Origin of the sequence: Dactylosporangium sp. NPDC006015 (assembly GCF_040614215.1) — a bacterium.
GTDB classification, from domain to species: Bacteria; Actinomycetota; Actinomycetes; order Mycobacteriales; family Micromonosporaceae; genus Dactylosporangium; species Dactylosporangium maewongense.
The window spans coordinates 95,947-111,119 of record NZ_JBEXUD010000040.1; the positions used below are offsets into that span (position 1 = coordinate 95,947).

Genomic DNA, 15,173 nt, shown 5'->3' on the forward strand with positions numbered 1-15,173 from the left:
CATCATCGGGTCCGGCCGGGCCGGGCCCGTCACCAGGTGACGTGGAGGTGGGTCAGGCCCCGGGTGGTCAGCCCGTCCTTCCACCGCACCGCGTCCGGCCCCGGGGCGAGCGCCAGGCCGGGAAACCGGGCGATCATCCTGCTCAGCGCCGTCCGCACCTGCATGCGCGCGAGCGGGGCACCGACGCAGTAGTGCGGGCCGATCCCGAACGTGAGGTGAGCGGTCGCGCGCCCGTCGGCCTCGAGCCGCCCGGGATCCGGGAACACCTGCCCGTCGCGGTTGGCGTGCACCACGTCGACGAGCGCGGCCTGCCCGGCCCGGACGGTGACGTCGCCCAGACGCACGTCTTCCAGGGCGACCCGGGGGAAGCTCACCGACGCCGCGGGGGTCAGCCGGATGAGCTCCTCGACGATCGCCCCGGACACCTCACCGCCGTCGAGTCTCGCCCGCAGCGACGGCTCGGTCAGGTACCACAGCGCCGCCAGCCCGAGCTGGCCGACCGTCGTCTCGTACCCGGCCATCAGCAGGGCCAGGCCGAGGTGGAGCAGCGCCTCCGAGGACAGCGCGCCACCGTCCTGCGCGGCGATGAGCGCGCTGATCAGGTCGTCCCCGGGGTGCCGGCGTTTGCGTTCGATCAGCCCGGTCATGTACGCCACCAGCGCCATGCCGTGCTGCGCCTTCTCCCGCGGGGTGCTGAAGGTGATGTCGAAGAGCATCTCGACCCGGGTCCGGAACTGCTCGCCGTCCTCCAGGGGCACGCCGAGCAGGCGGGTGAGCACGGCGATCGGCAACGGGGTGGCGAACGACGCGATGAGGTCGGCCGGCGGCCCGGTCTCGGCGACCTCTGTCAGGAGCCGGTCGGTGAGCTCCTCCACGTACCGGGTCATCGCGGCGGTGCGGGACGGGGTGAACGCGCCGTTCACCAGCCGGCGCAGCTGGGTGTGTTCGCTGCCGTCCATGCTCATGATGGAGTTGCGCGACGGGTTGGCGGTGTTGAACTTCGGCGCCTCCGGCCGGGCCGCCGCGGCCCGGCTGAACCGCGGATCGGTGAGCACGATGCGGGCGAGCGTGTAGTCGCTCACCACCCACATCTCGTCACCGGTGGGCATCCGGACCCAGGCGACCGGTTGCCGCGCGTCGGTGCCGAGAAACGCGGGGAGCGGGCCGAGCCGGTCCGAGGAGCCGCTCACTGCATCACGTCCGCGATCGCCGCCCAGACGTCGCCGAGCCATTGCGGGTCCACCATCTGGCTGTGCAGGCAGGGGATCCGGGCCTCCCGGATCGTGCCACCCACGTAGGGCTCCCATGCCTGGGCGGTCGGGGCGTCGTCCGGCCGGTCCGCCGCCGCGACGAGCACCAGGGCGTCGCCGTCGAACCGCCGGTACGTGTGTTCGACGGAGATCCGCCGGCTGTTCTGGAACAGCCGGGCGAGGCGCATGCAGTCGTCGTCCGACAGCCCGCCCAGCGGGCCGGTCAGCCGGCGGACCCAGTCCCTCAGGTCCTGCAGCTCCGCCTCGGGGTCCGGCGGCAGCTCCTCCAGCTCGGCCGGATCGGCCGTCTGCGACGCTGGATCGGGAACGGGGGGTGGCGGATAGACGTCGAGGAGGATCAGCGCCGACACCTCGTCGCCGGCCTCCTGGAGCTTGACCGCGATCTCGTGCGCGACGCGCCCGCCGGAGGACCAGCCGAGCAGACGGTACGGCCCGGTGGGCTGGACGGTGCGCATCTGGTCGAGGTAGTCCTGCGCCATCTCCTCCATCGTGGTCGCGAACGCGGTCTGCCCGTCCAGCCCCCGCGCCTGCAGGGCGTACACCGGGATGTCGCTCGGCACGAATCCGGCCATCGGCATGTAGCACCAGCTCAGGCCGCCGGCGGGGTGGAAGCAGAACAGGGGCGCCCGGTCGCCCTTCTCCCTGATCGGCAGCAGCACGTCGAGCACGTCGCGCAACGACGACAGGTTCGTGCGGTCCATCAGGCCGCTCACGGTCGGCGCGGCGAAGATGTCGCGGACCGCGAACGACATGCCCCGCTCCTTCAACCGGGCGACCGCCCGCACGGCCAGCAGCGAGTGACCGCCCAGCTCGAAGAAGTCGTCGTCGACGCCGACCGACTCCAGCCCGAGGACCTCGGCGAGCACCTCGCGGATGTGGCGTTCCAGGGCGGTGACCGTGCTGATGTCGATCGTCGGCACGGCCGTCGGGTCGGGGGCGGGCAGGCCCTTGCGGTCGAGCTTGCCGTTCGGCATCAGGGGCATCGCGTCGAGCACGACGACCGCCGACGGGACCATGTACGCCGGGAGGCGCACCGCCACGAACGTCCGCACCTGGGCGGGCAGGTCTTCCTCGACGTCCCGGTCCGCCACGACGTAGGCGACCAGGCGCCGGTCCCCCGGTTCGTCCTCGCGGGCGATCACGGTGGCCTGGGCGACCCGGGGGTGAGCGGCGACGACGGCCTCGACCTCGCCGAGCTCGACCCGGAAGCCGCGGATCTTCACCTGGTCGTCGACGCGGCCGAGGAACGCGAGGTCTCCGTCGCCGTTCCAGCGCACCACGTCGCCGGTGCGGTACATCCGGCCGCCGCCGAACGGGCAGGCGACGAACCGTTCGGCCGACAGACCGGGCCTGCCCAGGTAGCCGCGGGCCAGGCCGTCACCGGCGATGTAGAGCTCGCCGTGTACGCCCGGCGCGACCGGCACGAGCGCGTCGTCGAGCACGTACAGCCGGGTGTTGGCGATCGGGCCGCCGATGGACGTCAGGTCGGCGGCGTCGCCGTCGATCAGTTTCGCCGTGGACCAGACGGTGGTCTCGGTCGGGCCGTACATGTTGGTCAGTGCCGGTGTGCGCGCCAGAAGGGTCCGGGCCAGGTCTTCGGGCAGCGCCTCGGCGCCGACGTACACCCGGATCCGCGTCCAGTCGATGTGATCGTCGTCGTCGGCGACGAGACCGCGCCAGAGGCTGGGCGTGGCGTGCACGACCGTCGCGGCCCGGGTCCGGATCAGGTCCCGCAGCGCCCACGGGTCGAGCACCTGTTCCTGCGACGCGAGAATCATCGGTACGCCGCAGATGAGCGGGAGGTAGAACTCCAGGCCCGCCATGTCGCAGCCGACCGTGCTGACGGCCAGCAGCCGGTCGCCGGGGCGGAACGCGAACCGTTCGCGCATCGACATCAGGAAGTTCACGACGGCGCGGTGCCCGACGAGCACCCCCTTGGGCCGGCCGGTGGATCCGGAGGTGTAGATGACCCAGATCGGGTGCTCCGGCAGCAGCGCGGCGTGCTCGACCGGTCCGCCGGGCCGTGCGGCCAGGTCATCGGCGACGGCGGGGTCGTCGAGCAGCACGACCGGCACGATGTCGTAGCCGCCGACGCGCACCTCGAACTCCTCGAGCCGGTCGAGCAGGCTCCGGTCGCTGATGAGGCACACCGCGCCGGAGTCGGCGAGCACGAACGCGGTGCGGCCGGCGGGATAGGCGGGGTCGATCGGCAGGTACGCGGCCCCGGCCTTGAGCACGGCCAGGAGCGCCACGACGAGCTCGACCTCCCGCTCCAGCACCACGGCGACGATGGTGTCCGGCCCGACGCCCCGCTCGATCAGCAGCCGGGCGAGGCGGTTGGCGCGCCCGTCGAGTTCCGCGTACGTGACCTCCGCGTCGCCCGCGAAGATCGCCACTGCTTCCGGTGTACGGACGGCCTGGTCCTCGAACAGGCCGACGACAGTCGCGGCGGGGATCGCGGCGGCCGTGTCGTTCCACGTCGTGAGGATGGTCGCCCGTTCGTCGCCGGCCAGGACCTCGACCTCGCTGAGCCGGATCCCGGGGTCGGAGCTGACCGCGTCCAGCACGCGCACCCAGCGCTCGGCGATCCGGCGGGCCGACGCGGGGTCGAACAGGTCGGTCGCGGCGACCAGACCGCCATACAGGCCCGCGGGCGTGCCGTCCGGGGCGTACACCTCGCCGATGCTGAAGTCGAGGTCGAACTTCGCGGTCGCGGCCTGGTCCGGCGCGGTGTCGCCGCCGGCGGGGTCCGCCTCGGCGACGGCGGCGTCCTGCAGCAACAGCATCACCTGGAACAGCGGGTGCCGCGCCAGGGAACGGGCCGGTGAGAGTTCCTCCACGAGCCGTTCGAACGGCACGTCCTGGTGCTCGAACGCCGACAGTGCCGTCTCGCGCACGCGGGCCAGCAGCTCCGCGAACGTCGGGTCGCCCGAGAGGTCGGTGCGCATCACGAAGGTGTTGACGAAGTACCCGACCAGGCCGTCGAGGGCCTCGTCGGTGCGCCCGGCGACGGCCGAGCCGATCGGGACGTCCGTGCCGGCGCCGAGTTTGGACAGCAGCGCGGCCAGGGCCGCCTGCAGCACCATGAACATGGTGACGCCCTGGTCCCGGGCCATCGCGAGCAGCCGGGCGTGCACTGGCGCGGGCACGGCGAGCATGGTGCGGGTGCCGCTGTGGCCGATCAACGCGGGCCGCGGCCGGTCGAACGGCAGGCTCAGCTCCTCCGGCAGCCCCGCCAGGGCCCGCCGCCAGTGGGCCACCTGCCGGGAGATGAGGCTGTCCGGGTTCTGGTCGTCGCCGAGCAGCTGCCGCTGCCACAGCGCATAGTCCGCGTACTGCACGGGCAGCGGCGTCCAGGACGGTTCGCGACCCTCGCGGCGGGCCTCGTAGGCCGTGGTGAGGTCGTCGCCGAGCGGCCCCCAGGACCAGCCGTCGCTGGCGATGTGGTGTGCCACGACGACGAGCACGTTGTCCTCGGGCCCGGCGGTGAAGAGCCAGGCCCGGATGGGCACCTCGGTCGCCAGGTGGAAGACGTGCCGCTCGGCCTCGGCGATCGCCGCGGGCAGGTCGGCGCCGGCGACCTCGGCGACCCGCAGGTGCCAGTCCAGGTCGTCGAGGCCGACGATGCGCTGGAACGGCTCGCCGTCGGCGGTCGGGAAGACGGTCCGCAGCACCTCGTGCCGGCCGAGTACGTCACGCAGCGCGGCGGCGAGGGCGTCCCGGTCGACCCGGCCGGGCAGCCGGACGACGACCGGGATGTTGTACGTCGGGCTCGCCCCTTCCAGCTGGTCGATGATCCACAGGCGGCGCTGGCCGTACGACAGCGGGATCCGCGCGGGGCGTGTCTGCGGGGTCAGCGCGGCCCGCGCCGCCCGGGCGGTCGAGAGCCGCCCGGCCAGACCGGCCGGTGTCGGCACCTCGAACAGGGTGCGGATGTCGACCTCGGTGCCCAGCAGCGTGCGGATGCGGCTGACCAGCCTGACCGCCAGGAGAGAATGGCCGCCCAGGTCGAAGAAGTCGTCGTCGACGCCGACCGTGTCGAGCCCGAGGATCTGCGCGAACGCCTGGCACAGCAGCTCTTCGCGGGCGTCGGCCGGGCCGCGCCCCGATCGGGCGGTGGTGGTGACCTCCGGCGCGGGCAGGGCGCGGCGGTCCAGCTTCCCGTTGCCGGTCAGCGGCAGCTCCGCCAGGGTCACAACGGCCGCCGGCACCAGATGATCGGGAAGACGACCGGCGAGGAACTGCTTCACCGTGGCCGGCGGCACCGGGTCGTCCGTGTCGACGGGGACGACGTAGGCCACCAGGCGGCGTTCCCCGGCGGCGTCCTCGCGGGCGACGACAGCGGCGAGTGCGACCTGCGGGTGCGTGGTCAGCACGGCCTCGACCTCGCCCGGCTCGACGCGGAACCCGCGGAGCTTCACCTGCTCGTCGGCGCGGCCCAGGTACACCAGGTCGCCGTCGCGGGTGCGGCGCACGACGTCCCCGGTGCGGTAGAGCCGGCCGCCACCGGTGCTGTCGAACGGGTCGGCCACGAAACGTTCGGCCGTCAGGGCGGGGCGGCCCACGTACCCGCGGGCCAGTTGTGCCCCAGCGACGTACAGTTCGCCGGCCACACCGGCCGGGACGGGCGTGAGCTGGTCGTCGAGCACGTACGCGCGGGTGTTCGCGACCGGCCGGCCGATCGGCGCCGGCACCGCCCCGTCCAGCCGGGCCGTCAGCACCCCGATCGTGGTCTCGGTGGGCCCGTAGTGGTTGAAGACCGCGCGCTCGTCGCCGGCCAGCAGCTCGCGCACCAGGTCCGCCGGGGCCGCCTCGCCCCCGAGGACGACCGCCCGCCCGGGCAGCACGCCGGGCAGCCCGGCCGGCCCCGCGCCGAGGGCGGCCAGGTGCGAGGGCACGATCTTCATCGCGTCGATGCGATGCGTGGCCACGAAGCCGGCCATCCCGGCCGGGTCGGTGACCACCGGTTCCGGCGCCACGACAAGGGTTCCGCCGGTCGTCAGCGCCCCGAACACCACGGTGTTGCCGAGGTCGGTGACCTGCCCCTGCAGCACCCCGTAGCGGCCCGGCCCGGCCAGCCCGACCCGCGACGGCACCGAGGCGACGTAGTTGGCCAGGCCCCCGTGCGTCACGCCGGCCCCCTTCGGCGCCCCGGTCGACCCGGACGTGTAGATGACGTACGCCAGCTGCCCCGGCAGCGCGCGGGCGTCCACGGGGTCGGCGGACGTGCGTGCCAGCCGCGGGTCGTCCAGCGCGAGGGTGCGCAGCCGGCCGACCGGCAGCTCGTCCAGCAGGTCCTCGGTCGCGACCAGCACGGCCGCCCGCGCGTCGGCGAGCATGAACGAGATCCGGTCTGCCGGGTGGGCCGGGTCGAGCGGCAGGTACGCGCCGCCGGCCTTCCACACCGCCAGCATCGCCACGATCGTGTCGAGGCCGCGCGGCAGGCACAGGCCCACCACCGACTCGGTGCGCACGCCGAGCCCGGTCAGGAACCTCGCCAGGCGGTTGGCCCGCGCCTCCAGGTCCCGGTACGAGACCTCGGACCCGTCGCAGACGAGCGCGACCGTGTCGGGCGTCCGGTCCGCCTGGGCGGTGATCATCTCGGGTACCGTCCGGTCGGGCAGGTCGGTGGACGTGTCGTTCCAGTCCGCCAGCAGCCGGTGCCGCTCGTCGGCGGTCAGCACGTCGATCGCGGAGACCGGCCGATCGGGGGCGGCCGTGGCGGCGGCCAGGACGCGTATCCAGCGCTCGGCGATGACGGCGACGGTCGGTGCGTCGAAGAGATCCACCGAGCCGCTGAGACCGCCGAAGATGCCGTCCGGGGCGCCGTCCGGGGCGAAGGCCTCCCCGACGATCACGTCGATGTCGAACTTGACGGCGGTCGTCATCGCCTCGGCGACCGCCGCGTTCACCTCGCCCGGTGCCGCCGTCGTGTACGGGACCTCGCCGGCGCGTACACCGGGCAGGTCCAGGTCAGCGCCGGCGTTGTTCTGCATCGTGAGCAGCACCTGGAACAGCGGGTGCCGGGCCAGCGAGCGGGCCGGGGCCAGCTCCTCGACCAGCCGCTCGAACGGCACGTCCTGGTGCTCGAACGCGGCCAGGGTCCGCTCGCGCACACGGGCCAGCAGCGCCGCGAAGGTCGGGTCACCGGACACGTCGGTGCGGATGACCAACGTGTTGACGAACGACCCGACGAGATCGTCAAGGGCTTCGTCGGTGCGGCCCGCGACCGCAGAGCCGATCGGGATGTCCGTGCCCGCGCCCAGCTTCGCGACCAGCACCGCCAGGGCGGCCTGCAGCAGCATGAACACCGTCACGCCCTGCTCGCGGGCGACCGTGCGGGCCCGGGCGTGCACGTCGGCCGGGATCCGCACCGGCACGGTGTACCCGAGATGACGGGAGACCGCGGGCCGAGGGCGGTCGACCGGCAGGGTCAGCTCCTCCGGGGCTCCGGCGAGGGCCTGCCGCCAGTAGGCGACCTGCCGGGAGATCGGGCTGCCCGGGTCGCCGTCGTCGCCCAGCAGGTCGCGCTGCCACAGCGTGTAGTCGGCGTACTGGACCGGCAGCGGCGCCCACACCGGGGCGCGCCCCTCCCGCCGGGCCGCGTACGCCCGCGACAGATCTTCGGTGAGCGGTTTGGTCGACCAGCCGTCGCTGGCGATGTGGTGCACGACGACGACCATGACGGCATCGGTCCGGTGGCCGGTGTTGCTGAACAGCCAGGCCCGGATCGGCGCCTCGGCGGCCAGATCGAAGGTGTACCCGGCGGCGGCCGCGACCCGCGACTCCAGGTCCGCCGGGGCGACGTCGGCCGTCTGCAACTGCCAGTCCAGGTCCTCGAGGCCGATGATGCGTTGGTACGGGCGGCCGTCGTCATCGGTCGGGAAGACCGTCCGCAGGACCTCGTGCCGGCCGATCACGTCGCGCCACGCGGCCCCGAGCGCGGCGTGGTCGACGTCGCCGTCGAGCCGCACGACCATCGGCCGGTTGTAGGTCGCGCCGGCGCCTTCGAGCTGTCCGATGAACCACAGGCGCTGCTGCGTGAACGACAGCGGCAGACGCGGCGGGCGGGCCGCCGGGACCAGTGCGGCGCGGGCCGTGCCGGCGCCGGCCAGCCGGGCGGCCAGCCCCGCCGGGGTGGGCGCATCGAACAGGCTGCGCAGTGACACCTCGACACCCAGTGTGGTGCGGACCCGGCTGACCAGCCGGACGGCGAGCAGGGAGTGGCCGCCGATCGTGAAGAAGTCGTCGTCGACGCCGACCGTGTCCAGGCCCAGAACGTCGGCGAACGCGAGACACAGCAGTTCTTCGCGGACGGTGGCCGGGCCGCGCCCGGATCCGGCCGCCGCCGCGAAGTCCGGCGCGGGCAGGGCCCGGCGGTCCAGCTTGCCGTTCGGCGACAGCGGCAGTTCGTTCAGCACCACCACGGCGGCCGGCACCATGTACTCCGGCAGGCGCTCGCCGACGTACTGGCGGAGCGGGGCGGTGTCAGCTTCCCCGACCACGTACGCCACCAGACGCTTGTCACCGTCCGCGTCCTCACGGGCGAGGACGGCCGCCTGCCGCACCTGCGGGTGCCCGGTCAGGACGGCCTCGATCTCGCCCGGTTCGATCCGGAATCCGCGGATCTTCACCTGCTCGTCGGCACGGCCCAGGTACACCAGGTCGCCGTCGGCGTTCCAGCGCACCACGTCGCCGGTGCGGTACAGCCGGGCACCCTCGCCGTACGGGTCCGCGACGAACCGCTCTCCCGTCAGGCCGGGGCGGCGCACGTAGCCGCGCGCCAGGCCGGGACCGGCCAGATACAGCTCCCCCGCCACGCCCACCGGGACGGGCATCAGGCCGTTGTCGAGGACGTACACCCGTGCTCCGGCGATCGGCTTCCCGATCGGCGGCACCCAGCCGGCTTCCCGGTCCCCACCGTCGTCGAACCACGCCGTCGCGTACACCGTCGCCTCGGTCGGGCCGTAGATGTTGGCCACGCGCGCGCCCGGCAACGCGGCCCGCACGTCACCGAACACGCCCGCCGACAGGCCCTCGCCGGCCAGCACCACGGTCTCCACGCCCGCGCCGTCCCAGTCACCCAGCACCCGTGCCAAAGCCGACGGGACCGCGCTCACCAGCGAGACGTCGCGTGGTGCGTCCGGCCCGTCCGCAAGGGCCAGCAGATCGTCGACGAGGCGGACACGACCGCCCGCGCACAACGGACCCCACAGCTCGAACACCGACACGTCGAAGCTCAACGAGGTGGAGCCCAGCACCCGCCGGAACCCGGTGCCGCCGAACCGTTCCCCCGCCCACATGACCAGCGCCGCGGCCGAGCCCTGTTCGACCGCGACGCCCTTCGGCACACCCGTCGACCCCGATGTGTAGATGACGTATGCCGGATGCCCGGGCCGCAGCGGCACTGCCGGATCTTCGGCGGAGTGCCGGGACAGTTCCTCGACGACCCGGGTGTCGCTGAGATCCACGATCGGGCGCCCGGAGGAGGACAGCCGGCCGTGGGACGCGGCGTCGGTGAGGACGCACAGGGCGCCGGAGTCGGCCAGGACGAACGAGATCCGATCCGCGGGCAGTGCGGGGTCCATCGGCAGGTACGCGGCGCCGGCCTTCATCACGCCGAGCGCGGCGACGAGCATGTCGGCGCCGCGCGTCAGGCACACCGCGACGACCGATTCGGGCCCGGCGCCGTTCTCCGCCAGGTGATGGGCCAGGCGGTTGGCCCGTGCGTCCAGGTCTCGATACGACACCGTGGTGCCGCCGTGCTCCACGGCCGGCGCGTCCGGCGTCCGCGCGACCTGGGCCGCGAACAGCTCCGGCAACGTCCGGGCCGGTGTGGCCGCCGCCGGGCCGTTCCAGTCGACCAGGAGCTTGTTCAGCTCGACGGCGTCGAGCACGCCGATCTGCGACAGCGGCGTCTGCTCCGGCGTGTGCTCCAGTGCGTCGACCAGTTCACCGACGGCGGTGCGCAGCATCTCGGCCACGGACCGCGGGTCGATCGGGGCCACCGCTGCGACGACGAGCACGAAGCCGTCACCGTCGTCGTCGACCGACACCAGCAACGGGTAGTTGGTCCGCTCCCGCGAGAGCACCGGCCGGACACCGGCGAACCCGTCGGACGGTTCCCCCTCGCCGGCGGGGCCGCTCGGCGCGTTGTGCCGGTAGTTGAACAGCGTCGTGAACAGGGGCGCGTCCGCCGGCACCGCGCTGGCCCGTTGCGCGACGGTCAGCGGCGCGTGTTCGTGCTCGAGCAGCACGGCGAGCTGGCCGCGCATCGCCCGGACCGCGTCCAGCACGCCGGTGTCGCCGGTGCGCACCCGGACGGGCAGGGTGTTCATGAACAGGCCGGGCACCCGGTCCGCGCCCGCGCCCGCGTTCATCCGGCCGAACAGGACCGTGCCGAACACGACGTCGTCACGGCCCGACACGACGGCCAGGACCCGCGACCACGCCACGTGCATCACGGTCGCCGGGCTGGTGCCCACGTCACGGGCCACCCCGCGCAGCCGGGCGGCAAGGCCGGCGTCCAACTCCACGCCGACCTGGACGGCGCCGGACCCGTCGCCACGGACGTCGGTGACGCCGAACGCGGCGGTCGGCTCGTTCACACCGGCGAGAAGCTCCCGGAAGTACTCCTCGTGTGCGCCGCTGTCGAGGCCGGCGCGGGCCTGGGCCACAAAGGTGCGGTACGGCAGCGGCTCCGGCAGGCCGGCGGCCCGGCCGGCGAGCACGGCCTCGATCTCGGCCAGGATCACCTCGAGGGCGGTGTGGTCCTGGACGAGGTGGTGGGCGCGCAGCAGGCCGAGCCAGCGGCCGTCGGCGAGGGCGGCCACGTGGACGTCGAGCAGCGGCGCCTGCGCGAGGTCCATCGACAGCCCGGCCGCCGACATGAGCGCCTCGACCGGCTCCGCGGCGTCGGCGACGCCGGGCACCTCCGTCACGGGCAGCGTGGCGGAGCGCCACACCACCTGGACCGGTTCGCGCAGGCCCGCCCACACGACCGACGTTCGGAACACGTCGTGCCGGTCGATCACGTGCTGCAGCGCGGCGACGAACCCGTCGAGGCGGTCGCGGTCGTCGAAGGCGAGGACGAACGGCGTCACGTACGCGTCCTGGCCGCCGTCGGCGAGGAGATGGTGGAAGAAGATGCCTTCCTGCAGCGGTGCCAGCGGGTAGATGTCCGCGATGGCGGGGGCGCCGCCCGGGACGGCGGCCACCACGGTCCGGATCTCGATCTCGGTCAGGTCGACCAGGGGCAGCATGTCCGGCGTGATCGCCGGCGCGTCGCCGGGGATGCGGTTCGCCGGCACGTCCACGGTCACGCCACCGGCCGCGGCGGCCATCCCGGCCGGGGTGGGTGACAGGAACAGCGCGCGTACGGACACCGACACACCGCGGACCCGCAGCCACTCCACGAGCCGGACGGCGAGCAGCGAGTGGCCGCCGAGAGTGAAGAAGTCGTCGTCGACGCCGACCGACCGCAGTCCCAGCACCTCCGCGAACGCCAGGCACAGCAGCTCTTCCCGGCCGGCCGACGGACCCCGACCGCCGCCCGCGGCGGCCGCGAAGTCCGGCAGGGGCAGGGCCTTGCGGTCCAGCTTGCCGTTGGGTGACAGCGGTAGCTCGTCGAGGACGAGCACGGCCGACGGGACCATGTGGTCCGGCAACCGTTCGGCGGCGAAGCCGCGCACCTCGACGCCGTCCGCGGCGCCGACGACGTACGCCACCAGGCGCTTGTCCCCGTCCGTGTCCTCGCGGGCGATGACGGCGGCCTGCCGGACCTGCGGGTGCGCGGTCAGCACCGCTTCGATCTCACCCGGCTCGATCCGGAAGCCGCGGATCTTCACCTGCTGGTCCGCCCGGCCCATGTACACCAGGTCACCGTCGGCGTTCCAGCGCACCACGTCACCGGTCCGGTACAACCGGCCGCCGTCGCCGTACGGGTCGGCCACGAACCGGCCCGCCGTCAGCCCGGCCCGGCCGGCGTAGCCGCGCGCCACGCCACGGCCCGCCACGTACAGCTCCCCGCCGACTCCCACCGGCACCGGTGCCAGCCAGTCGTCCAGCACGTACACCCGTGCTCCGCCGATCGGCCGCCCGATCGGCGGCACCCAGCCGGGTGCCCGTTTCCCGTTGTCGTCTTGGTCCTCGTCGAACCATGCCGTCGCGTACACCGTCGCCTCGGTCGGGCCGTAGATGTTCGCGACCACCGCGCCCGGCAACGCCGCCTGTACCGCGTCGAACACGCCGGCCGACAGGCCCTCGCCCGCCAGGACCACCGTTCCCACGGCCGAACCGTCCCAGCCGGGCAGCACCCGCACCAGCGCCGACGGCACCGCGCTCACCAGCGACACGTCGCCGAATCCGTCGGCCAGGACCAGCAGGTCCTGGACCACCCGCACGCAACCGCCGGCGCACAACGGCGCCAGCAACTCGAACACCGACACGTCGAAACTCAGCGACGTCGAGCCCAGCACCCGTTCGAAGGGGCCACCGCCGAACCGTGAACCCGCCCACTGCACCAGGGCCGCCACCGAACGCTGCTCGACCACCACCCCCTTCGGCACGCCCGTGGAGCCCGACGTGTACATCACGTACGCCGCGGACCCCGGCCCGCCGGCCACCGCGGGAGGGCCGTCCCCGCCCGCGGACACCGCCGGATCGTCCAGGTCCACCACGGGAACCGCGCCGGTCACGCCGTCGAGCGCCGCGGCCGCGGCAGGCAGCGTCAGAACGCAGACCGGCGCGGCGTCGGCCAGCATGAACCCGATCCGCTCCGCCGGATATCCCGGATCGACTGGAAGGTAGGCGCCACCGGCCTTCCAGACCGCCAGCAGCGCCACCATCATCTGCACACCGCGCGGCAGGCACAGCGCCACCACGGACTCGGGCCGCACCCCCAGCCCGGCCAGGTGCCGCGCCAGCCGATCCGCCCGCCCGTCCAGCTCCGCGTACGACACAGCGCCGTCGCCGGACACCACCGCCACCGCGTCCGGTGTCCGCTCGACCTGCGCCGCGAACAGCTCCGGCACGGTGACGTCCGGCGCCACGAACCCGGTGTCGTTCCAGTCAACCACGATCCGGTCCCGCTCCGCGGTGTCGAGGACGCTCACCTCGGACAGCCGGCGGGTGGGGTCGGCGACGAGCGCCTCCAGCAGCCGCGCCAGGCGGGCGGCGAGCGTGTCGACGCTGGTGGCGTCGAACAGCGCGGCGGCGCCCGTGACGCTGCTGCGGAGGCCCGCCGCGGTGCCGTCGGGGTGGAACGTCTCGCTGAAGCTCAGGTCGAGGTCGAACTTCGCCACGGACACACCGCCAGGGCCGTCGTCCGCCGGCCCGGCGCCCGCCGGCGGGGCCCCCGGCGCGGCGTTCTCGACGGTGAGCAGGACCTGGAACAGCGGCTGCCGCGACAGTGAACGGGCCGGGGCGAGCTTCTCCACCAGACGTTCGAACGGCACGTCCTGGTTCTCCAGAGCGTGCCACCCGACGTCGCGCACCCGGGCAAGTGTCTGTGCGAGCGTCGGGTTCCCGGACAGGTCGGTCCGGATCACGAGGGTGTTGACGAAGAACCCGACGAGGTCGTTAAGTGCGTCGTCGGTACGGCCGGCGACCGCCACACCGATCGGGATGTCGGTTCCGGCGCCGAGCTTCGACAGAAGCACCGCCACCGCCGTCTGCAGCACCATGAACACGGTGACGTCGTGTTCACGCGCGACCTCGATCAGCCGCGCGTGGACGTCGGCCGGGACGAACGCGACCGATGTGTGCCCCTCGTGCTCCGCGACGAGGGGCCGCGGCCGGTCGAAGGGCAGGACGAGCTCGTCGGGCGCGCCGGCGAGGGCCTCCCGCCAGTACGCGACCTGCCGGGAGAAGACGCTGTCCGGGTCGTCCTCGCGGCCGAGCAGTTCCCGTTGCCACAGCACGTAGTCCGCGTACTGGACGGGCAACGGTTCCCAGCGTGGGGCGTGACCGGCGAGACGGGCCTCGTACGCCGTGGTGAGGTCCCTGATGAGCGGCTCGCCGGACCACCCGTCGCTGGCGATGTGGTGCACGACCAGCACCAGGGTGTGCTCGCCCGGTCCGGCCTCGAACAGCCACGCCCGGATCGGGATCTCGGACGCGAGGTTGAACACGTGCCGCAGCGCCTCGTCGACCGCGGCGGGCAGCTCGTCAGCGGCGACCGGGTGCACCACCAGCTGCCAGTCGAGGGCGGCGAGCTCGAGGACGTCCTGGAGCGGTTCCCCGCCGACGACCGGGAAGACCGTGCGCAGCACCTCGTGCCGGCCGATCACATCACGCAGGGCGGCATTCAGCGCGGCGGGGTCGACCCGGCCGGGCAGGGGCATCACCGTCGGGATGTTGTACGTCGTGCTCGGGCCCTCCATCTGGTCGATGAACCAGAGGCGCTGCTGCGCATACGACAGGGGGTACATCAGGACTCCTCCGTGGTGCGCATCGGCCGCAGCGCCGGCCGGGCTGATTTCTTGGTGTCCATCCGGGCGGCGAGCCGCGCGACGGTCGGCTCGCTCACCAGCAGCCGCAACGACATGTCCACCTGGAGCAGGGACCGGATGCGGCTGGTGAGCCGGACGGCGAGCAGTGAGTTGCCGCCTAGGTCGAAGAAGTCGTCGTCGACGCCGACGTGGTCGACGCCGAGGATTTCGGCGAACGCCCGGCAGAGCAGTTCTTCCCGTTCGTTGGCCGGGGGGCGGCCGGTGCCGGGGATCGTGAGGTCCGGGGCGGGCAGGGCCTTGCGGTCGAGCTTTCCGTTGGGTGTCAGCGGCAGCGCGTCGAGGGCCACGAAGGCCGTAGGAACCATGTAGTCGGGCAGCCGTTCGGCGGCGTGGTTCTTCAGCGTCGCACCGTCGGCGGCACCGACCACATAGGCCACGAGGCGCTTGTCGC

Annotated in this window: 3 protein-coding genes; all 3 read right to left on the bottom strand. The window is 73.4% G+C overall.

Features of this window, described 5'->3' with window-relative positions; translation table 11 throughout:
• Positions 1–29 precede the first annotated feature (29 nt).
• Complete coding sequence (locus ABZ321_RS44340; protein WP_354901898.1) at positions 30–1,190, bottom strand: cytochrome P450; 1,161 nt, start codon at positions 1,188–1,190, stop codon at positions 30–32.
• On the bottom strand, positions 1,187–14,701 hold the full coding sequence (locus ABZ321_RS44345; RefSeq protein ID WP_354901900.1) for an amino acid adenylation domain-containing protein: 13,515 nt from the start codon (positions 14,699–14,701) through the stop codon (positions 1,187–1,189). Before ABZ321_RS44345 ends, ABZ321_RS44340 begins: the two co-directional genes overlap by 4 nt.
• Positions 14,701–15,173, bottom strand: a 473-nt coding sequence (locus ABZ321_RS44350) for a phosphopantetheine-binding protein (RefSeq protein ID WP_354901902.1), incomplete at its 5' end; no start/stop codon positions are given. The genes ABZ321_RS44350 and ABZ321_RS44345, both read right to left, overlap by 1 nt.

Coding starts and splice junctions, on each gene's coding strand:
- ABZ321_RS44345 (WP_354901900.1), bottom strand. CDS start 14,701: ATGTACCCCCTGTCGTATGCGCAGCAGCGCCTCTGGTTCATCGACCAG.